This is a genomic window from Acinetobacter sp. LCT-H3 (genome assembly GCF_001866125.1).
GTDB lineage: Bacteria > Pseudomonadota > Gammaproteobacteria > Pseudomonadales > Moraxellaceae > Acinetobacter > Acinetobacter schindleri.
In genome coordinates this window covers 1-22480 of the sequence record NZ_MODX01000006.1, presented here as the reverse complement: position 1 = coordinate 22480, position 22480 = coordinate 1, and the positions used below count along the sequence as shown (strand labels likewise).

Below are 22480 nucleotides of genomic sequence, written 5' to 3'. Positions count from 1 at the left end.
AGGGTTAAATTGCAATAAATGTTCCAACTTTGCGCAGAAATTGCGGTTTTTTAATATTTGAGTGCGATTTATTGGAATTTAAGAAAAATAAGAGTTTTAAACAGATGTATTGCCCTGCTTTTAAGCACCATTCACTCAGCACTTAGAGAAAATGCAGTTGCTGATGCTGCTGCAATTCATCAAAGGAGTTAATGCTGTGAAAAAACAGTGCATGATTATTAAATCGCGCCATTTGCATGTGCATTTTCGCAAAACAATGTCTTAAACTGCGCTGATTTTGTTCGAGATGCTGAACCAGTGTCGGCAAACTGCTTCGTTTAAGTAAGCAGAATGGATACAATGCTATATCATTTATTTCCACTACAGCCACTTCACAAAGAAGATCTCGCTGCATGGCCCGATGTAATCCAGAAATAACCTTTTTTGGAATGTAAGTCACATCGCACGGTACAAATAGCACATAGTCAGACTGCACATGAGACCAGGCACTTTTCATGCCCATCAAAGGTCCTTGAAAGCCCGGTTCATCATCCTGAAAATAACGGATTGATGGAATAAGGCGTTCATAAATGGAGTGATCACGGTGGCTGTTGATCCAGACCTGACCAACACGCGATCTAAGCTGCTGGTGAATCTTGATCAGTTGAATTTCATCATCAAACTTTTGCAGCAGCTTGTTAATGCCATTCATCCGACGCGCCTGGCCACCGGCCAGGATGACTAAATCGGTGGGTGGATAATTCATGCTCTTATGGATTCTTTTCATTATACGGACTCCGTCTGGCAAGCTTTAATCAGGCCACGAATTTCAGGTAAGCAGGAACCGCAGTTGCCGCCGGCTTTTAGACATGCGGTCACCTGTTTTTCATTGGTGATATTTTTTTCTTTTATGGTTTGGATGATGCGATTTTTACCGACTTTAAAACAGCTGCACACTAGCGCACCTTCACTCTTGCTCATTGAGATCGCCTGACCGGCCAGTAACGCTTTACGGTGCATGGCACTGAGTCGTTCACGCTGAAATAGCCCCGATAACCAGTCGCGATCTGGCAAAAGCTCTTTTGGTGCGATATACAGGCTGGCAATCAGCTTGCCGTCCTGCAACACTATGCTATGGCTGATATGCGCGGTCTGGTCCTCCAGATTTAGCCATTCAAAGTCCTCTTCAGTAAAAAGCAATAAGTTCTTTAACTGTTGGGTTGTGGTATTAAATTTCTGACGATCCGCAATTTCATAACGCGTTGCTCGGACCGCTTTGACCTTGGTCCACCAGATGCTCTTGTCAATAAATGGCTGCACATAACTTTCATAACCTTCACGCACATACAGCACGCCCTGCCACTGGGTATGGAATGGCTGGATCAACACTGGCGTATGCTTAAACTCAGGCTCGCCAGAAATGGCATCGACCACCGGATTCACCAGCTTACCGATACGTGCATCGGATGCCACCTGATCATTCCAGTGGATTGGTGCAAAGACCTGACCACGACGGATATTGTCACTAACCTGAGCACGTAAAATACATTGTCCCCATTCAGAACGAACTTCGACCAGCTCACCATCCTGAATCCCGTATTTCAGTGCATCATTCGGGTGAATTTCACAATACGGTTCGGCACGATGTGTACTGAGATTGGCAGATAATCCAGTGCGGCTCATGGTATGCCATTGGTCACGAATCCGACCAGTATTCAGAATTAAAGGATATTCACTGGAAACCTGATTGACCGGATCAATCGCAGTAGTCGTAATAAATCTTGCTTTACCATCAGCATGACTGAACTGACCTTGGGCAAATAATCGTCCTACAGATTGAGCAGGTTGCTGTTTACCCCAAACCGGCCATTGCACTGGTTCCAGTTTGTCGTATTCTTCTGTGGTTAAATTACTCAAGCCTTGCAGATTAAAATAACGGAAATATGGGGTTTCTAGACGTTGGGAAATTTCTACATTTTGATAGGCAGAGAGTCCGGCATGCTCTTTAAAAATTTCATGGCTATTGTGAAAATCAAACCCTCTGAAGCCCATTTTCTTCGCCACCTGTGCAATCGCCCACCAGTCGGATTTGGCTTCACCCGGCGCATCTAAAAAGGCATGTTGCCTTGAAATACAGCGTTCCGAATTGGTGACGGTTCCATCTTTTTCGCCCCAGCCTAAAGCTGGAAGTAATACATCAGCATATTGAGTAGTATCCGTATCCTGACAGATATCAGAGACCACTACGAATTCACATTTATCCAGAGCACGCTTCACTTGATCGGCATCGGGCAAGCTGACGACCGGATTTGTGGCTATGATCCAGATGGCTTTGATCTTGCCGCTTTCAACTGCCTGGAATAGATCAACTGCCTTAAAACCCGCTTGCTTGGCAATATATGGACTTTGCCAGAATTTTTGCACCAGCTGTTGATGCTCCGGATTTTCTAAATCCATATGGGCTGCCAGCATATTGGCCAGACCACCGACTTCACGTCCGCCCATCGCATTTGGCTGACCGGTCATAGAGAATGGGGCTGCACCGAGTCTGCCAATTTTTCCGGTGAGCAAATGGCAGTTAATAATACTGTTGGCTTTATCGACGCCACGGGAGGATTGGTTTACACCCATGGAGAACAACGTCATGACTTTGTCAATCTGGGCAAATTTTTCAAAGAATTGAGTGAGTTTAACTGCTGAAATACCGGTGCGTGCCGCAACATCTTCAATCGAAGCTTCCGCAGTACTGCTGGCCAAGGCCTGTTCCAGCCCTTGGGTATGTACAGCAACAAATTCCTGATCTACATCACCATGCTGATATAAGTACTGTAATAGGCCATTAAATAGTGCAACGTCTTGCCCTGGCAGAATAGGCAAATGCAGATCTGCTGCTTCACAGGTACTGGTAAAACGCGGATCAATCACGACCACGAACAGGTCACGCTGTTCCTTGGCTTTCATGATGCGCTGGTAGAGCACCGGATGACACCATGCAGTATTGGAACCCACCAGCACCACCATGTCAGTATATTCAAAATCTTCATAACTGGCTGGAACCAGATCTTCACCAAAGGCACGCTTATGTGCAGCTACAGCGGAAGACATACATAGACGTGAATTAGTATCAATATTTGCCGTGCCGAGATAGCCTTTGACGAACTTATTCACCATATAATAGTCTTCAGTCAGCAGCTGACCCGAGACATAAAAGGCAATGCTGTCACGGCCATACTGCTCAATGTATTGCTGGAATTTATGGGCAATCGTTGAAGTTGCAGTATCCCAATCAGTAATTTCACGCTGGTCTTTACGGCCTGACATTGGATGCAATAAACGGGTTTCCAAGCCTAAAGTATCGGCCAGATTACTGCCTTTGATGCACAATTTTCCGTAATTCGAAGGATGTTTGACATCACCTTCAACAGTCACTTTCGGACCTGATGTGGTCGGCGTTACATGTGCAGTCACACCACAACCCACGCCGCAATATGGACACGTAGTCTGTGTGGTTTTAGTTTTTAATTCTGTGGAGCTATGCAGTTCCACCACTGGGATACTATTCATTGCTGCTGTGCTCCTAAATTATCTAAATTCACTTATCTCGCCAAATCTATAATGTCTAGCTTTTACAGGTTTGGTTTAAATTTTTTCTTGGCCCCAAAAGCTTTAATCCTCCCCAACCCTCCTTTGTTAAAGGAGGGAGGTTCCCCTCTTTTTAAAGAGGGGTTAGGGGAGATTTATGTGATGGATTAACCTGCTTTCTTTAATGCAAAATCCCGACCAAAAAGTAGCTTGTTACGAATCGTTGCAATTGGGGTTTGATCTGCAATTAGCTCAGCATACCAAGCACCATCCTCAGTATCACCAAACAGCACTGCACCAATTACTTTATCTCTTTGAATAATAATGCGTTTATAGATCTGACGTTTCTCATCATTTAGTACGATATCTTCAAAATCCTCTTTTGGTTCGAAATCACCTGCCGAGAATACATCACAGCCACTCACTTTTAATTGAGTTGGTACGGTTGGCGCTTTGAACGTCAGACTGCCATGCTCGGCCAGATGTGATGCACAAATAAACGCCTGGCCCCAAAGTGGTTCAACCAGACCAAAAGTTTGACCTCGATGTTCAATACATTCACCCACCGCATAAATACTTGGGTCAAAAGTCTGCATGGTGTCATTCACTAATACACCACGGTTACAACGTAAGCCTGCGCTTTGTGCTAAAGCCATGTTTGGACGGATCCCCACAGCAAACACCACCAGATCAGCATCCAGCACAGTCCCGTCTTTGAGTTTGACTTGAGTCACATGACCCTCTTCACCAAACAGGCATTCGGTATTCGCTGCAGTCAGAATCGTGATACCTTTCTGCTCAATTGCTGTTTTCAGCATCTGGCTAGCTTTGCTGTCCAGCTGGCGATCCATGATGCGATCCATCAGATGCAATACTGTGACATTCATGCCTTGCTGTTTTAGTCCATACGCTGCTTCCAGACCTAAAAGTCCTCCGCCAATCACTACAGCATTTTTCCGGGTCTTGCAGTAATCCAGCATGCTGTTGACATCATAAATATCACGGAAGCTCAGTACACCTTTTAAGTCACTCCCCGGAATCGGTGGAACAAATGGTTTGGAACCAGTCGCCAGAATCAGGCGGTCATAACTGATCACTTCGCCTTTTTCGGTATATACGTGTTTACGAGGACGGTCGATGCGAACTGCCGGATCACCGGCAATCAGACGGATGCCTTTGTCAGCATACCAGGCATGCGAATGCAGCATGATGTCATCAATGGTTTTCTCACCAGACAATACTGGTGACAACATGATACGGTTGTAATTGCCCCAAGGTTCTTCACCAATCACGGTAATTTCATAACGGTCAGGTGCCATATCCAGCAGGTCTTCCAGACAACGCATACCAGCCAGGCCATTGCCCACCAAAACCAGCTTCATCTTTTCCTGAGAAGTACCATTATTGGTGATATAGGTTTTTTGAGGGGTCGGACTGATCCAGACTTTGCCATTTTCAATCTTGCTCGGAAATACCAGCAGCTTTTGGTCTTTATCTTCCAGACAGCGTCCGGTTGCCAGACTGAAATGCTGCTTGTAAATCGGTGAAGCGACGACGCGTTCCCCTTGCAGATCACCCAGAATCCCGCGTGACATTACAAATGCTTTACTAAATGGATCTTGGTTACTTAAGGCATAAACACGCTTTTCATGACCTACACGGAACAAAGCAATTTGCTGATTTTCAATTAATGCACCTACACCGGTATTCGGGGTAATGTCATCCAGTGCACACACTTCCACCCAATTCAGTTCATTCATATCTTTTAAAATGGTCATCTTCTTTCTTCCTTATGCTTTGAATCAGGCTTCAACTACTGGAATACGTGTGATATCACGTTCAGCTTCAGTTTTCGGACGGATCTGGCCGCGTACTTCAGTAAATTGAACATGAGGATCATTTTGCAGTTCAGCTTTGGCATTAATAAAGGTTTTAAAGCGTTTACGAACTTTAGGATCTTCAATCGCAGTACGCCATTCGTCCTGATAAGTACCCACCACATGCTGCATACGGTGTTCCAGTTCAGCGGCCAGACCAAGCGAGTCATTCACGATGACATCTTTCAGATAATCTAGGCCACCTTCCAGGTTGTCACGCCATACCGAAGTACGTTGCAAACGATCTGCAGTCTGGATATAGAACATGAAGAAACGGTCGATATAGCGGATCAAGGTTTGAGTATCCAGATCAGATGCCAGCAGTTCCGCGTGGCGTGGTTTCATACCGCCGTTACCGCAAACATATAGGTTCCAGCCTTTTTCAGTGGCAATCACGCCCACGTCTTTGCTTTGTGCTTCGGCACATTCACGGGTACAGCCAGACACGGCCATTTTCAGTTTGTGTGGAGAACGCAGGCCTTTGTAACGGTTTTCCAGGAAGATCGCCAAGCCAACCGAATCATCTACGCCATAACGGCACCAGGTGCTACCGACACAAGATTTCACCGTACGTAAGGATTTACCGTAAGCATGACCTGATTCAAAACCTGCATTGATCAGTTTTTCCCAGATTTCCGGCAATTGATGCACTTGTGCACCAAACATATCGACACGTTGACCGCCTGTCAGTTTGGTATATAGGCCATATTCTTTAGCAATCTGACCAATCGCAATCAGGCCATCCGGTGTAACTTCACCACCCGCCATACGTGGCACGACTGAGTAAGAACCATCTTTCTGGATATTGCCCAGGTAGTAGTCATTACTGTCTTGCAAGCCAGCATGGCTTGGTTTTAAGACGAAATCATTCCAGCAAGATGCGAGAATGTTCGCTACTGTCGGTTTACAGATGTCACAGCCCAGCCCATGTCCATGTTGATGAATCAGGTCATCAAACGTTTTGATTTCATTAACTCGAACCAGGTGATACAGCTCTTGACGTGAGTAAGCAAAATGTTCACACAAATGGTTATTTACCGTTACGCCTTGGCGTTGCAACTCGGACTTCAATACTTGAGTGACGAGTGGCGCACAGCCACCACAGGCGGTTGCTGCTTTGGTGCATTTTTTCAGAGCGCCGAGTGAAGTTGAGCCATCAGCAATTGCAGAGCATATATCTGCTTTAGACACGTTATTACATGAACAGATGGTTGCACTATCTGGAAGTAGATCCACACCACTACCACCTGCTTTAGCAGTCGCCTGATCAAAGCCCGGCATAATCAGGCTTTCAGGATTCTCAGGTACAGCCAGTCCATTCAGCATCATTTGCAGCAGGTCGTTATATTCTTTGGCACAACCGACCAGTACTGCACCCAACAGTTTGGTCTTTTCGGCATTGACCACGATTTTCTTATAGACTTGAGCCGCTTCATCGGCGTAGAAGTAGCTCAGTGAACCTGGTGTCATGGCATGTGCATCGCCTACCGAAGCAACATCTACACCCATCAGTTTCAGCTTGGTGCTCATGTCTGCACCAGCAAATGCTGCACATTCTTCTTGCAGCACATGCTTTGCAGCGATACGTGCCATGTCATAGCCTGGAGCCACCAGACCAAAAATCTTGTTATTCCAGAGTGCACATTCACCAATCGCGTAAATATCTGGATGAGAAGTCTGACAATAATCATTGATCATGATTCCGCCACGTTCACCAATGGCCAGCCCGCTTTGACGTGCCAATTCATCACGTGGACGAATCCCTGCAGAGAACAGGATAATATCGGTTTCCAGTTCCGCACCATCACCAAACTTCATCACATGTTTGGCATTGGCACCGTCTTCAATAGATGAGGTTGCTTTTTGGGTATGAACTTTAACACCCAGATTTTCAATTTTTGAGCGTAAAACTTTTCCGCCAAGATCATCAATCTGGACTGCCATCAGACGTGGCGCAAATTCAACCACATGTGTTTCCAGATTTAGATCACGCAGGGCTTTAGCTGCTTCCAGACCCAACAGACCACCACCGATTACCACACCAGTTTTTGCATTTAAACTCGCTGCACGAATGGCATCCAGGTCTTCAATCGTACGGTAAACAAAACAATTTTCACGGTCATTCCCCGGGATTGGCGGAACAAAAGCATAGGAACCTGTTGCCAGAATCAGCTTGTCATAAGTTAACTCTTCACCATGCTGGGTAGTCACAGTACGAGTGTGCTGATTTATTGAAACTGCTTTAGTGCCCAAGCGCAGGTCGATCCCATATGCATCCGCAAAGTCGCTACGGCAAAGGGTCAAGTCTTTTGCTGATTTTCCACTGAAATATTCAGTTAAATGAACACGGTCATATGCCAAACGTGGTTCTTCAGCCAGAATAGTGATTTCAACCTCATCGCCCGCCTGTTCAAGTACAGATTCGATAAATTTGTGGCCCACCATGCCATGACCAATCATGATAATTTTCATATGTTTACTTCCTACTAATTTTAAAATATCTGGTCTTAATTTTGCGCTTCAACAAGGTTGCGATCCTGGATCGCCTGTTCAAACAGACGCTGTTCTTTTTCCTTATGCTCAACCGAGAAACGGATCATCAATACACAGCTCGCAGCAATCACTACCAGCCCACCCAGCACCATTAATGTGGTCTGGATATCCAGCATGCCTTTTAATAAGAAGCCCGCTGCAACTGCGCCTACGTTACCGCCTGCACCGATAATGCCCGCCACGCCACCCAGTGCATCACGATCAATAAATGGCACCAGCGCATAGGTCGCACCGCAGGCCATGTGGGTAAACAGGGCAAATACCGTCATGGTAAGGATTGCCAGCATTGCACTGTTCATTTGTGAGAACACCACCAGGAACACACCTTCCAGCAGGATCATCAGAAACAATACTTTGGTACGGCCATCCAGACCTTTGCTTAGTGCGACTCTGTCAGATACGATGCCGCCCAGGGCGCGTGCAAATAACGCCAGCAAACCAAAGATCCCCGCAGCCATACCCGCTTCTTTCAGGCCAAACTCGAAGTTTTCTACGTAGTACATTGCCACGATGTTATGAATGAAGATTTCGATACCGAAACAGGCAGCATAGGCACCAAACAGGATCCAGACGCGGTAGTTTTTCGCTGCATGCATCAGAATCGCCATGCCGCCTTTTTTATCGCTGCCGACACTGACGCCTTGGGCACGTAATTCACTAAAGTTGCCTTGCGGACAGTCTTGAGTCAGTTTCCAGTACAGGAAGCCTACTATCACCATCATCACACCTGGCACAATCAGTGCAATTCTCCAGCCCATTGCCTGTTCAACACCGAACATCACCAGGGCAGCCAGCATTAATGGCATCAATACCTGCGTGGCGCCACCACCTGCATTGCCCCAGCCTGCAGTTGCCGCATTTGCCGTACCTACGACATTTGGCGCAAACATGATGCTGGTGTGATATTGGGTAATCACGAAGCTGGCACCAATGGCGCCAATCAATAAGCGGAAGAACAGGAAGGATTCGTAGCTATTAGAAGCTGCAACACCAAAGACAGGAATACTGCCGATGATCAGTAATGCAGAATAGGTTTTACGTGGACCGTATTTGTCACATAAAGGCCCCACAATCAGACGAACCAGAATAGTGATAGCAACCGCAGCAATGTTGATATTGGCGATTTGTGCTTTGGTCAGATTGAATTCACCTGCAATGACCGGCATCAGCGGCGCACAGGCAAACCAGGCGAAGAAACAGACAAAGAATGCCAGCCAGCTCATGTGGAAGGCACGCATCGCTGCGCTGGAAAAACTGAATAGACTTATTTTTGTTGCTTTTTGAGCTTGTAAATTTGAAGACATGACCATCTTCCTCCAGAACTGAACGTTATAAATATCCTGGCCTGTGGCTTTGGCAGGTCAGAATCGAACAGAACGGACGTCATTGGCCGTCTAAATTTTCAGGTATAAGTCGCCTTTGACTCAATACTCTTATCTTGTTAAATACTTAGCAGGATCTGTGCCAATTTTATAAAAAAGGCTTTTTTACTTATTTTTTAAGGATAAAGCGCTAGTCCAACTTATTTATAAGCATTGCAATCCCCTACGACATTGATGGAATTGCACTGTTTCAAAGCTTTTGCACAAAAAGGAATCATAAAAATACAGAAAACCCTGCTTAACATTGCATAAAAATGGCGCAAAAATTGCATATAAATGCGTTCAAGATGTACCGATCATTGGATCAAAAATAAAGCTGTAATATGCCAAAACTTAAAATTGCACTCATTGATGACAATGCCGAACGTGCTGAATTTATTCAGGATTCATTAACTGCGCATGATTTTATCGTCGTTGCCTGCCTGATCGTCCATGATCTGAGTATGGCGCATGTCAAGAATCTGCAGGCAGATGTCATTCTATTGAATATGGATCACCCGCATCGAGACATTATCGAAAGCTGCGTGAGCCAGTATGAATTACCTACGGTTCTGTTTACCCAGAACTCCAACAAGGACACCATCAAAAGCGCGATTGATGCCGGTGTGACGGCGTATATTGTTGATGGTATTGATCCGAGCAAGCTGAATAGCATCATGGAGATTTCCATTGAGCAATTCCATAAGCATAAAAAACTGCTGAATGATCTCAAGGAAACCCAAGATAAGCTGGCAGACCGCCGTGACATCGACAAAGCTAAATCCTTGCTGATTCAACTGCATTCCATGAGCGAAGAACAAGCTTTTGCTCTGCTGCGCAAAAATGCCATGAGTCACCGCATAACTTTGGGCGAAATGGCAAGACGTCTGCTGGATGCACAAAAACTGTTATCGGGCGAATAAGGAGAAGAAAATGTCTGAACTGGAACAGCATGAAATTAATATCGGCTTTATTCCTTTGCTCGATTGTGTCGCGATCTTATGGGCGGAAAAACAGGGTTATTTTCAGGAACAAGGTTTAAAGGTGAACTTGATCCGGGAAGCTTCATGGGCCAGTCTGCGTGACCGTCTGGCTTATGGCTTCCTTGATGTCGCGCACTGCCTGTCTGCAATGTTGCCAGCTGCAGCACTTGGTCAGGATCAACTGAAAGCCAATCTGCAAACGCCTTTGGTACTCAGTATTAATCAGGCCTTTATCAGTCTGCGCCAGGATATTTGCTATGCGCTGAATTTACATCCGGATTTCGATGAAAAAACCAGTTCGGAAAAAGTCGTGCAAGCACTGAAAGAAAATAAACGCGTGAATCTGGCGCATGTATATAAATATTCAATCCATCATTTCTGTTTACGTGAATGGCTGGCACTGACCGATCCAGATTTGGCTAAAAACTTTCATATGCTAACCTCGCCACCGCCCTCGATGGTGAAAGGTATTGCCCAACATGTCTTTGATGGCTTTTGTGTGGGTGAGCCGTGGAATATTCAGGCGCAGATTGAAGGTCATAGTTTTATTGTGGCCTCCGGCCCAAATATTATTCCTGCAGTGGCAGACAAAGTACTAGCAGTCTGTCAGGAGTGGGCAGAACAACATCCACTGACCTTAAAAGCTTTAGTGACTGCGATTCAGAAAGCCCAAGCCGATTTGCAACAGAGAACTGACCTGTCTGAAGTCTGGGAGATGCTGGTCGATTATAAGATTATCCAGTTTGAATGTTCTGATCATCAGCATGTTTATGACTTCCATAAGATTCAGACAATTATCCGTAATATGCATGGTGAAAGTGCCCAACCCAAACTGGAAGATTTTAGCTGGCTCTTGCAGCAAATAGAAAAATGGGAAGATATTGAAATGACCGCAGCCGAGAAAAAACAGATTGCGCAATCCTGTATTTATCAGCAAGAAGCGACTACTGTTTAAAACATTGCCTATTTCCATAAAAAAAGACCCAGAAAATTCTGGGTCTTTTAGATTTAACGTTTTATTCAGCTGAATGCCTGTTGTAAATTCAGTTGCATGAATTTCTGCAAGGACAGTTTTCCAGCAATGATCTGATTGATGAATTGTGCCATTTCGTCATACAACATCTCATAGAGCTGCGGTTCTAATGCCATATGTCTTAATTGGATCTGCAAATGCATTAAAAGTTCCTGCTGCTCGCATTCGCCCTGCTCCAGAGCATAGACATAACCGAGCACTGCTCCTTTTAAAACCACATCAAAAGGCAAGCTATATTTGAGCAAGGTCGCCAACGAGCCCATCACCCGCTCATTGTGCTCAAGTTTTCTGAGGGGTTCACGACCTACACGTGCGCATGGGTCCTGATAAGCATGGGCACAAGATTCACTAAAGCTTTGAGCCAGACGTTCCAGATCTGAGGCATGTTTTGGAATCTGGTAACATAGACTATGTTTCACTTGAGCTAAGGACTGGTGCATAAATTTTCTGACTGCCTGATCTGACATGGCAATCCCAATAGTCGGATGTCCACGCAGGCTGGCATACCAGGCCATCATCGCATGTACGCCATTCCATAAGCGGTTTTTAATCAGCTGGATATTGGCAATATCATCCACCAGAATCATCTGCCGCATTTTCGCCAGTAAGGGACTGTTATTTTCTACATAAATCGGCATATCCGTTTCAGCATTAAACAGAATCAGATCCATCGACTGCAGGATATGACTCGGCTGGAAGTTACGGCGCAGGTCTTCTATATATAGACCTGCCTGATGTTCCTGCTCGGCATTCAATGCGGTTGAATCATCCAGATCAACGGTGGACAGATCTTCATCTAGCTGGTACTGCTTGAACATGTTGTATTTAATGCGCAACTGACGATACAGTTTCTGGTCTGATAGCTTGGACACCATACGGTTGACCACGGTGTCACAGAAGTAATGCTGATCCATAATCTTCTGTGCAGTCTGTTCATCGGTAATTCGTTGCAGACGATTCAGAATCTGCTGTATCACCTTCTGTTTAGCACCGATTTTATTCAGGATAATGAGCACTGTCAGTGGTTGATCCTGCTGCTCATCAGCCAGATAACGTGCGTATAAACCTTGTGCAATGACCTCCGCTTCAGAAACCAGTGCTTCCTCAGGTACGCAAATGGCGACCAGACTGGATTCAATATACATGTTCTGCATCTGTTCCAGATCATGCGCATCAATTACGCTCATATTTTCAATACGCTGGTCAAACGAATTCTGACCATAGCGAATACAGTAAGTGCCAAAAGCATTAACGCTAGATTGATAAAGCGGATTACGTGTCGAAGCAATAATTTTGCGCGGACGTGTGTATCCATCCCAGTGTGATAATACCTGAGCCAGATAACCGCCCCCAATTGCACCAAAACCGTGTATCCCGACCGTCAACTGATTCAGTGTTTGCGGAAAAGCCGTCTGTAGTTCTGGCATGTCCAGAACGGGCACAAACTGGTTTAATTCCGTCAAGAAATCTTCGACCGTTTCATAATAATACTGGGCTTGTGCCAGCATCGATTCATTCGGTGTTTTGATGTCTTTGAAAAGCACCGTCATCCCGCCTGCATCATAGGCAGAGCGCAGACCATTTTCAGAATCTTCAAACATCAGGCACTGGGCCGGACTTAAATTGATTTTTTCGGCTGCACTGATAAAAATTTCCGGATGAGGTTTCCCCTGTTTAATCTCATCGCCACAGACCAGTACATCAAAAAACTTATAGACATTTGCATTGATTAAATATTCTTCTGCGATCGCACGTCGGCTTGAGGTGGCTACCGCCATTTTCAGACCAGCTTTGCGCAGGCGTTCCAGCACTTGTAATAAACCTTTTTTAATCGGAACGCCGTATTGACGCACGTGCTCCAGTTCCAGCACATCGGCACGTTGACGAATCTCGGCATAAGGTACATCTTCTCCATAACGCTCTTTAGCCAATTGCTCTGCACTACGAGCACTAAGGCCCAAACACTGCATTAAATAACTTTCAGAAAATTCAATGCCAATCAGCTCACGTGAAGCTTGTTGCAAGGTTTGAAAGCGCAAGCGTTCGGTATCAAACATGGTTCCATCCATATCAAAAATTGCGCCGTGTACGATTTGATTTTTAAATTCTAGCATTGCTCCCCTTTTATAATTCAATGAGTTAAGAAGTGAGCAATACCTTAAAGAAAAACAAAACTGAATTAAACCAATGTAAAGATATGAAATAGTTTGGATCAAAAAATAACCAATAAAGACTGAAATGCTATGTTTTATGTTTTTATACGTAACCAGAAGGTTAATTTAAGTAAGTCAAAAACTTTATTTTTTAATGATTTTTGAATATCAGATTCTTTTATCAAATTGAAGATTTTAGTTAATCGTGGCATCCATTTTGCTTAGTCAGTATTACGTTTTATAAAATTTGTAATATTGAGGGGCAACACTATGAGTTACGTTGCACGTGAACTCAGTCAAAGAAATAAGTTACTGTTTGGCTTGGGGTCGTTTTTAATACCAATTCTCATCTGGTGTGCAGTCAGCTATTTGCCATTTATCTGGCATCCACAAGTCCAGATTACGGATTCAGGTAGTGTTGCCTATTTACAGGTGGATAGTCGTATTGATAAAAACCTGTTTTTTTCTGCTGCCCAGTCTGCGGTAGATCAGGGTCTGGCTCCGCCGCAAGGTATTCTGGTGAATCCGATTTATCTGCCTGCACCCCATGAAGTTGCCATTGCTTTGGTCACAGCTTTTACCACGGAGCCGGCTCAGGCGAATGCGCCCTGGTTTCATGAAAGTCTGTGGCACAGTATCAAACTGGTGTTTACTGCGTTCTTTATTTCTTCCCTGGTCGGTATTCCACTGGGTATTTTATGTGGATTCTCCAATAAAATTTCCCAGCTGACCGAGCCCTTTGTTGAATTTTTCCGTTATCTACCTGCTCCGGCCTTTGGTGCACTGGCAGTGGCAATTCTGGGCATTAATGATGCACCAAAAATTGCCATCATTGTGATTGGAACTTTATTCCAGCAAATCCTGATTATTGCCAATACCACACGTCTGGTGGATCGCAGCCTGATTGAAGCCGGTTTTACCCTAGGCACCAATAAACTCAAAAGCCTGTTGCATGTCGTCATTCCAGCAGCCCTTCCGGAAATTTACCGCAATCTGCGTGTGCTGCTCGGCTGGGCATGGACTTACCTGATCGTAGCAGAACTAATCGGCAGTACCTCCGGGATTACCTGGTTCATTACCCAGCAAGCCCGTTATCAGAACTTTGATAATGTCTTTGCCGCGATCCTGATCATTGGGGTGATTGGTCTGCTGTGTGATGTGATTTTAATGAAACTGGGACAACGCTTATTTAAATGGAAACCGGGAGCCAACTGATGCAAAACACTGAATTTAATACCCGCGAATACTTTGACAAGATTTATAGCCGTCCGGTGATTCTGGAAGCCAAACAGCTGACCCAATCATTCAGTCATGGCAAAACCGAGCGTACGGTTTTAAATGCCCTTGATTTGAAAATTCATAAGCGGGAGTTCATCTGTGTGATTGGACCTTCCGGTTGCGGCAAGTCAACCTTTAGCCGTGTAGTCGCCGGTCTGGATCCTTATAGCAGTGGTGAGATTCTGGTGGATGGCCAGCCGATTACCGGCCCAAGTCCAGAGCGTGGCATGGTGTTCCAGGGCTATACCCTGTTTCCATGGAAAACCGTCAAGGAAAATGTCATGTTTGGCCCGCGCATGAAAGGCCAAAGTAGTGCAGCGGCCGAAGCGCAGGCACGTGAATGGATCAATATCATTGGTCTGGAAAAGTATGAAAACCAGTATCCGCATGAGCTGTCTGGCGGGATGAAACAGCGTGTCGCGATTGCCCGGGCTTTGGTCAATGAACCGAAGATCCTGTTGATGGATGAACCCTTTGGAGCACTCGATCCGCATACCCGGCAAAAAATGCAGCGTCATCTGATGGATCTTTGGCAAAATATCGACATCACCATCATTTTTGTGACTCACGATATGGATGAAGCCATTTTACTGGCCGACCGTATTGTGGCGCTGAAAGCCAATCCGGGTGAAATCAAGGAAATTATCGAAGTTGATCTACCTCGTCCACGCCATCCAGACGTCATGCTTAGTCCTGAATTTAAACAGTTAAGACAACGTGTCGATTATCTGGTGCATGCTGAGGAAGATGAACTGGATCCGGCACTGGCAGAACTGCCATTCATTCCGCGTATGACCAAGGTCAGCAGCAATAAATAATCTCATTCAAAATGCCTTTGGGACGACCCGAAGGTTTTAATCGCTGTGTTGGACGACCAACATTAGAGGTGATTGTCATGCAAGCGCAATATGTACTCCCACTGGTTAATATTTCAAAATTGCAAAGTCCGGATTTAGCCGATCGTATTGAAGTTGCTCATGCTCTGGATCAGGCCTGTAAAGAAGTCGGATTTCTTTATCTGCAAGGCGACCAGTTTAATTTTGACTACGCCAACGCCCTGATTGAAATGGCCCAGTCCTATTTTGCACAGGATCTGGACACCAAAATGCGGCACTATATTGGCAAATCAAAAAACCATAGCGGCTATGTGCCGATTGGTGAAGAACAATTTGCCGGCAACAGTTATGACTTAAAAGAAGCCTATGATGTCAATTATGATTATCAGGGGGTAAGAAAAGACTGTCCTTTACTGGGGCCAACCTTATGGCCAGACCATCGGGATTTCAAGTCTATTGTCAGCCAATACTATAGCCATCTGCGTGAGATCAGCCAGCAGATTTTTTCTGCCTTTGCACTGGCGTTGGGCGTTCGTGAGGATTTTTTTGAAAGCAAAATTACTGATGCACCAAGTCAGCTACGTTTGATTCATTATCCCTATAATCCGGAAGTGCAAGATGCCGAAGGTATTGGCGCACATACCGATTATGAATGCTTTACCCTGCTGTTACCCACCGCGCCCGGCTTACAGGTTTTGAATAAAGCCGGTGAATGGATCGACATCCCCCTGATTGAAAATACCCTGGTGATGAATATCGGGGACATGATGGAAATTCTGTCAAATGGTAAATATCTCGCCACCAAGCACCGCGTGAAAAAGGTCTCGGAAGAACGTTATTCATTCCCGCTGTTTTGCGCCTGCAATTATGACACCGTGATTGAACCGGTTATTCACACTGAAAATTCCAAATATTCTGCCCTGATCGGGGGCGAGCATCTATTTAATCAGACCGCCCAGACCTTTCAATATTTAAAACATCGCGTTGCTAGCGGTGAACTGGTCTTAAAAAATGCTGTACCACTTTCCTCTTTTGGACTTGAAGAACAGGCGGAGACAGCATCATGAATCTGTTTGAAGTAATTAAAACTTTAAAGTCCACCACCCCTCAGTCAGAGATTATTCCGGGCTTTTTATACGGTGCTTTCCGGCGTAAAAGCATCAGTTTTTTTAATGGCCTGACCGATGAAAACACCATTGTGTACTGGTTCCAGTCGCGCAGCTTTACCATTGATCTTCGTCTAAAAAGCCAGACGAGAACTGCTGTTCAGGAACGCCAAGGCTGGATTGGCAATACGTTTTGGGATAACGCTAGCCAGCTATTGTCCTGGGAAGTGAAAGACTACGCCAATTACCAGAATCATGTGCAGTGGCCAGAACCTGCTAGGTTGCATGCAATTGGCAACTGCATTCTGGAATTTTCTCCAAGTAATGTCTATGTCGAAGACTGGCGCCAGCAGGTACAGCACGGTTTATTTTTAGGGCTGCGGCTTCAGTCTGCGCTTGATGTTCAATCTGGTCAGGAACTGGAAATGGATGGTGGCCTGATCATTTGTGCTGATCATATTGCCTATGCCCTGACGCGTTTGCCTGAAGTGCAAAGTGCAGTAGCTCAAATGGATTTGAAAGCTGTCGATCCGACCGTGTTTGCCTTGGTGGAAAGTTTTGAAGTTTCTATCGGGGCTGATGGTCAAGCTAAAACTTACAGCACCCGCAGCAGTGAGACAGGTAAAGCCTTTAACCTGGAAAATTTTGAAGTTCTCGATGAGACCCGTCTGGTTCAGCATGTCATTTTAGATGGTCGCGACATTGACCTGATTTTTGAGCTGGATATATACCAGCCGGATTACCAATTTCAATATGCGACCCCCACGACTACACAAGCTGAAAGCTGGCTGAAGTCAGAACAGGATCACCTGATGCAGCATGCAGAACGGGTGTTATAGGGAGAAATATGTCTTTTTTATATCTTTCGATTGCCATCATTGCAGAAGTCATTGCAACTTCTGCATTGAAAGCTTCCAATGGTTTTAGCGTGCTCTGGCCTTCACTTGCCACCATTGCCGGTTATGCCGTTGCCCTGTTTTTCCTGTCACTGACCATGAAAACCATTCCAATGGGCATTGCCTATGCAATCTGGTCTGGTGCTGGCATTATCTTGATATCAACGGTTGGTCTCTTGGTGTTTAAACAGCAACTGGATCTTCCTGCGCTGATCGGTCTGGCGTTTATGATCATTGGCATTATTTTTATCAATGTCTTTTCCAAAAGTACGCAGCTTTAATTTTTTGATATTAGCGTTCTTTCATCAGTCATTTTTAATTATTAAGAAGTAAATTGCCTCTCCTTGTAGGAGACTTGCGGAGCATGCTCCTCAGGGAGGGGTTCTTTCTAATAAATACCCTCATCCTCATGCGAAGCTATGCCTCTCATCCCAGAAGGAGAAGGAGCTTTTCAATATCCCTTCAATCATTTTTTGATTTATAAAAAATATCTACTCATTTAACAATAAGAAATCCCCAGACCAGGGATTTCTTATGTAAGAGATCAGGCTTTATTGCAGCTCTTGCACCAGCGTTGGAACAATCACGCCATCTACGTTCATTTCAGTCGTATAAATGCCGTTGGCCACATTGAACTTGTTCACATGATAGCTGGAACCATAGATCGAGTCGAAACCATCACCTTTGGTAAAGACTTTCTTGTTGGCGGCCAGATCAAGTAAATGCGTACCATCAATGAACTGCATATAGGTTTTCGCATCTACACCGACACGTTTGGACATGATCTGTGCAGCATCTTCACGAGTCGCCGGGTCATTGATGTATTTCACCGTTTTATCCCAAACCTGAATTACCTTTTTCCATTGCTCTTTATTGGCTTCCAGATGGGCTGGATTCACGGTCAAGGTATCGTAAATTAATCCCGGCTTGTCTTTAGAGGTGAAAATAATCTTGGAACCGGCCACCGCGGATAAAGCCTGATTCGCCACTGGCTGCCATACCGCAATCGCATCAATATCGGGAGTGGCAAACACCTGTGGCAATTCATTGGTCATGGTATTGACCAGTTTAACTTCATTCAGTTTAACCTTGGCATCATCCAGTGCAGTGGACAGTAACAAGTGATCAACGAGGCCTTTTTCAGTCGCGATTGTTTTACCGCGCAGATCCTGAATCGAATTAATGCCATTCTTGGCAATAATCACGTCATTTCCAGCTGAATAATCAGTCGCCATGATCATCACACCCTTGGTACCGCCAGAGCCAGTGACCAGATTATCACCATTGGTGACCATGACTGCATCCAGCTGGTTGGCAGCAAAAGCTGACAGTGAGGCTGAATAATCAAACCATTCGAAATTGGCATTTACCCCTGCTTCTTTTAGCCAGCCTTTTTCAATCGCCACCTGCCAGGCCACAAATCCCGGCCAGTCACTATAACCAATCCGGATGGGCTGAGTATTTACACTCCCTTCTGCCTTGGCATTTGGTTCAGGTACTTTAGCGGTATTGTCACAACCGCTAAAAAGGATTGCAGACAGTACGGAAACGGACATCAGTGCTTTTTTGATCATTTTGCGACTTCCCCTATGCATTCACATTTAAATTTGGTATTTGAAAGTTGTTTAGATTTTATAAATTCGCGCCAGCCACCGAAATGACTGATATCTGTTGCATCTTCAAGTGCATAGCCTTCACAGATAAAGCCTTTGACCCAACTACCATCAATCAGCTGGACATTGCCGATCCCCAAAGGTGCCGGCACTTCTGCAACAATGTCCCCGAATAGTGCACGCGGAATATTCCAGACCTCGACTTCAATTGAATAACCTTGAGCGCTGTATTGCAGGCCGGGTTTTGGCGGTGTGGTATTTTTTAATGCATAAAGTTTGTAATGCAAAGCAGTCCGGGTCTGCTTGATCAGGGTGCCACCGCGCGTGGTCAACTGAAAATTCAGTGGCATACCGGTCAGATGTGCACCGACGACAGCCAGTTTGACGCTGTGACCCGATGAGATTTCAGTTATTTTTTCATAGCTAAGTTCAGATGTGCCCAACTTTAACTGGCTTGCTTGCTGCCATTTTTGCCCGAATTTGGCCAGTGCTTCATCCATCCAGGCTGGCGCAATAAAGGTCACGCCCGTTGGCAGACCATCGGCACGAATGCTATTTGGTAGCGCCAAAGCTGTCAGATCGGCAAAATTGACAAAATTGGTATAAGCGCCCATGTGGCTGTTTTTTACCAGAGGATCGGCTTCTACTTCTGCAATGCGATAAATGGTGGGTGCAGTAGGCACCATCAAGGCATCATAATCTGCCAGTGTATTTTGAATAACACGGCTCAGGTGGGCACGTTCATATTCATCCTGCATGACATCGACCGCATTGAACCGGTCTGCCTGCGCAATAATCTGGCCAATTACCGGATGGGTCTGCTCGCGTTGCACCATTTTTTCCACGGCACTGGTACGTTCAGCCACCCAAGAGCGGTTATACAAGGCCGCTGCCAGTTGTTGAAATGGAGCAAAATCAATCGGCTCAACCGTATAACCCAAGCTTTGTGCACGTGCGATCGCCAGCTGGAATGCTTTTTCAGTTTCGGCATCGCCATAAAATTCCAGTGTATCTGGAATGGCAATTTTGCCTTTTGAAAATTGGCTCGGTACATTTTGAGGATGCATTCTGGAATAATCATCGCTGGCATCATAGCCTTGCATGACTTGCGCCACCTGCCAGGCATCATCCACCGTTAAGGCAAAAATCGAAATCAAATCGATGGTACGACAAGCTGGAATTAGGCCCGTAGTCGAGAACCAGCCTTTGGTTGGTTTGAGTCCGACAATGTTATTGTGCCCTGCCGGTACACGTCCTGAACCTGCAGTATCTGTACCCAGTGAAAATGGCACTAATCCGTTTGCCACGACTACACTTGAACCGGAACTTGAACCGCCACTGATATATTCAGGATTAAAGCTGTTCTTTACCGCGCCGTATGGGGAGCGCACACCAACCAGACCCGTCGCAAACTGATCCAGATTGGTTTTACCCACGACAATCGCGCCGGCAGCTTTTAATTTGGCTACTGCGGTTGCATCGGAAGTTGCCAGATAAGCTACCTCTTTACATGCTGCTGTGGTATAGAACCCTGCAACATCAATATTGTCCTTGACTGCAAATGGCACCCCATAAAGTGGCAAGCTTGCACTATCTGCACCAGTCAATGCATCAATTTGTGCCTGTAATTGTGCTGCTGTTGCAATTGAAATCCAGGCATGATCGTCATTATTCAATCCGGCAACATACTCAATCAGGTCACTAAGCTGGATATTGTTATTCTGGTAGGCGTGTTGCCAGTCCTGTACAGTCCATAAGTTGTGCACAGCTGTTCTCCTTAAGTGTGTTCGGTATTTTGTGGAATAGGCGGCATGACGGCATCCATCAGTTCGAGATGCCCTTTAATCACGCCTTTCAGTGCAATAAATTGTTCGCTTATTTCTTTCAGGTCACTGCTCGCGCCCTGCATCAGCATGACTTGCAGAATTTTTTCATCATCCAGCTGGATATGAAGCGAGTTGATCACTTGCGCCAAATACTGCTGCTGCAGATCGACCAGCTGACTGCGCAGCGGTTTCAGGCTAACGTCATAGAGCAAGGTAAGCGTACCAACCATAACTTCATCTCGGATCACCAGATCATCAATCAGGTGGCGGTTAATCATGTCGACAATGGCCTGCGAGCGACTTTCATAGTGCTGCTCGACAATTTTTTGATCCATCGCCTGCAGCGTGGTTTCTGGCACGGTAATACTGATCCGTGCCAATTTTTGTTTAGGCACGATGTTGATCCTTGGATTGATATTGGGAAGACTGTTTAATGTGAAAGCCTGCGCGTACGCTAAGCAGCTCAACCAAAAAGTGAAGCCATGGATGCATTTTTTTATTTGATGTCGGATTGTTCATGTGCATCTCCTGTGGATATTACAAAACCAAAATTTCGTATTACTTAGGAAAATGCAGAAAGCGTGCCAATTTTTAGTTATTTGGATGAAGTGAATAAACTTATATAAAAGGGCGAAAAAAAGCCCCATAACATTGAAATGGGGCTTGTTCTAAAGCAAAAGTAAGTTTTGTATTTCACCGGTTTATTCCATTTTGATTGCTCATGTCCTTGCTATTCTTTTTATACATGAATGGTTAACCGATGTTTGTGATTATGAGTGATCAAGTGTATTGCTCTCCTCTATTTATGTTGTATATAAATAAATGCATTAAGCGTGCCACAATATAAAAATAGAATAGATTTAAGGAGAATACATGGGAAATTAATTACATACGCAAAAAGAGGCAAAACAAGAATGATTTACTTTTTTAAGTGTGCCTAAAAAATAGGCCATTTTGCACCATTGGGGTTCGAGTGTGCATCAAAGTGTGGCTGAGTGATTCCGGCCGTTATCTATCTAGGTGTTATACTTCTAAAACAAAGACAACCAGATTTGAATCAATCACTATTTCATAAATTATTTGAAAAGTAATGAATTACTGCTAAATTAGCTCCCATATTTGGAGGGCTTTTTATGACAGAAAAATTATATTACTGGGCTGAAAATTTAGAAAATTATAGTTCAGATAATGATACGGAATATGATGAAGTCATAGAAATTAAAAGATTAAATTTTTTTATTGGTAAGAATAATGCAGGGAAAAGTAGATTTTTACGTACACTTTTTCAAACAACAACTGATTTTTCAAAATTTCAAAAATATGACTTAACAGCAGAAATAGACAATCTTTGTGAATACTTAAATAATACACAATTTAGAAGACTGATGTGTGCTGAGAAAACAG

17 protein-coding genes and 1 pseudogene are annotated in these 22480 nt (G+C 44.8%); 8 read left to right on the top strand and 10 right to left on the bottom strand.

From position 1 onward, the window contains the following. Positions 1-142 precede the first annotated feature (142 nt). The 5 genes from mobA to BK820_RS04815 all read right to left on the bottom strand — a co-directional run bounded on the left by mobA (position 143) and on the right by BK820_RS04815 (position 9295). Positions 143-766, bottom strand: a complete 624-nt coding sequence (gene mobA, locus BK820_RS04835) for a molybdenum cofactor guanylyltransferase (protein WP_071320267.1) — start codon at positions 764-766, stop codon at positions 143-145. Continuing rightward, positions 766-3543 carry a nitrate reductase gene (locus BK820_RS04830; protein ID WP_071320266.1) on the bottom strand — a complete coding sequence of 926 codons (2778 nt, stop codon included), beginning with the start codon at positions 3541-3543 and terminating at the stop codon, positions 766-768. Before BK820_RS04830 ends, mobA begins: the two co-directional genes overlap by 1 nt. A 185-nt stretch (positions 3544-3728) precedes the next feature. After that, positions 3729-5339 carry a nitrite reductase small subunit NirD gene (nirD, locus tag BK820_RS04825; RefSeq protein ID WP_071320265.1) on the bottom strand — a complete coding sequence of 537 codons (1611 nt, stop codon included), beginning with the start codon at positions 5337-5339 and terminating at the stop codon, positions 3729-3731. A gap of 24 nt (positions 5340-5363) precedes the next feature. Beyond that, positions 5364-7910 carry a nitrite reductase large subunit NirB gene (gene nirB, locus BK820_RS04820; protein WP_071320264.1) on the bottom strand — a complete coding sequence of 849 codons (2547 nt, stop codon included), beginning with the start codon at positions 7908-7910 and terminating at the stop codon, positions 5364-5366. 35 nt (positions 7911-7945) lie between these two features. Beyond that, entirely contained in the window at positions 7946-9295 is a 1350-nt protein-coding gene (locus tag BK820_RS04815) for an MFS transporter (RefSeq protein WP_071320263.1), read from the bottom strand. A 401-nt stretch (positions 9296-9696) separates the two neighbouring features. On the opposite strand from BK820_RS04815, the gene BK820_RS04810 reads away from it, so the two are divergent. Both BK820_RS04810 and BK820_RS04805 read left to right on the top strand, forming a co-directional pair. Beyond that, a complete protein-coding gene (locus BK820_RS04810; RefSeq protein WP_071320262.1) occupies positions 9697-10275 on the top strand; it encodes an ANTAR domain-containing response regulator in 579 nt (192 codons plus the stop codon). 10 nt (positions 10276-10285) lie between these two features. Further along, positions 10286-11290: an ABC transporter substrate-binding protein gene (locus BK820_RS04805; protein WP_071320261.1), complete on the top strand. Its 1005-nt coding sequence runs from the start codon at positions 10286-10288 to the stop codon at positions 11288-11290. 65 nt (positions 11291-11355) lie between these two features. Here the strand turns inward: BK820_RS04805 and mtlD are convergent, their stop codons facing one another. After that, the gene (mtlD, locus tag BK820_RS04800) at positions 11356-13482 is read right to left on the bottom strand and encodes a bifunctional mannitol-1-phosphate dehydrogenase/phosphatase (RefSeq protein WP_071320260.1); all 2127 of its coding nucleotides are present in this window, start codon (positions 13480-13482) and stop codon (positions 11356-11358) included. 309 nt (positions 13483-13791) lie between these two features. On the opposite strand from mtlD, the gene BK820_RS04795 reads away from it, so the two are divergent. The 5 genes from BK820_RS04795 (at position 13792) to BK820_RS04775 (ending at position 17918) form a co-directional block, all read left to right on the top strand. Then, positions 13792-14736 carry an ABC transporter permease gene (locus tag BK820_RS04795; protein WP_071320259.1) on the top strand — a complete coding sequence of 315 codons (945 nt, stop codon included), beginning with the start codon at positions 13792-13794 and terminating at the stop codon, positions 14734-14736. After that, on the top strand, positions 14736-15617 hold the full coding sequence (locus BK820_RS04790) for an ABC transporter ATP-binding protein (protein WP_071320258.1): 882 nt from the start codon (positions 14736-14738) through the stop codon (positions 15615-15617). The genes BK820_RS04795 and BK820_RS04790 overlap by 1 nt, the downstream gene beginning before the upstream one ends. A gap of 77 nt (positions 15618-15694) precedes the next feature. Next, positions 15695-16702, top strand: coding sequence for an isopenicillin N synthase family dioxygenase (locus tag BK820_RS04785; RefSeq protein WP_071320257.1), 1008 nt, complete (start codon positions 15695-15697; stop codon positions 16700-16702). Continuing rightward, complete coding sequence (locus tag BK820_RS04780; protein ID WP_071320256.1) at positions 16699-17580, top strand: hypothetical protein; 882 nt, start codon at positions 16699-16701, stop codon at positions 17578-17580. Before BK820_RS04785 ends, BK820_RS04780 begins: the two co-directional genes overlap by 4 nt. 8 nt (positions 17581-17588) lie before the next feature. After that, positions 17589-17918: a DMT family transporter gene (locus BK820_RS04775; RefSeq protein WP_004280373.1), complete on the top strand. Its 330-nt coding sequence runs from the start codon at positions 17589-17591 to the stop codon at positions 17916-17918. A gap of 270 nt (positions 17919-18188) precedes the next feature. On the opposite strand, the gene BK820_RS04770 is transcribed toward BK820_RS04775, so the two are convergent. The 4 genes from BK820_RS04770 to BK820_RS15745 are packed head-to-tail and all read right to left on the bottom strand — an operon-like array spanning position 18189 to position 21568. Then, positions 18189-19211, bottom strand: a complete 1023-nt coding sequence (locus BK820_RS04770) for an ABC transporter substrate-binding protein (protein ID WP_071320255.1) — start codon at positions 19209-19211, stop codon at positions 18189-18191. Then, positions 19208-21016 carry an allophanate hydrolase gene (gene atzF / locus BK820_RS04765; RefSeq protein WP_071320254.1) on the bottom strand — a complete coding sequence of 603 codons (1809 nt, stop codon included), beginning with the start codon at positions 21014-21016 and terminating at the stop codon, positions 19208-19210. The genes BK820_RS04770 and atzF overlap by 4 nt, the downstream gene beginning before the upstream one ends. Before the next feature lie 11 nt (positions 21017-21027). Beyond that, positions 21028-21471 (bottom strand): CopG family ribbon-helix-helix protein, encoded by a 444-nt coding sequence (locus BK820_RS04760; protein ID WP_004894906.1) that lies wholly within the window; start codon positions 21469-21471, stop codon positions 21028-21030. Then, positions 21464-21568 carry a hypothetical protein gene (locus tag BK820_RS15745; RefSeq protein WP_372410767.1) on the bottom strand — a complete coding sequence of 35 codons (105 nt, stop codon included), beginning with the start codon at positions 21566-21568 and terminating at the stop codon, positions 21464-21466. Before BK820_RS15745 ends, BK820_RS04760 begins: the two co-directional genes overlap by 8 nt. A 641-nt stretch (positions 21569-22209) precedes the next feature. On the opposite strand from BK820_RS15745, the pseudogene BK820_RS15575 reads away from it, so the two are divergent. After that, positions 22210-22480 (top strand): annotated as a pseudogene (locus BK820_RS15575) (ATP-binding protein); the annotation flags it as partial.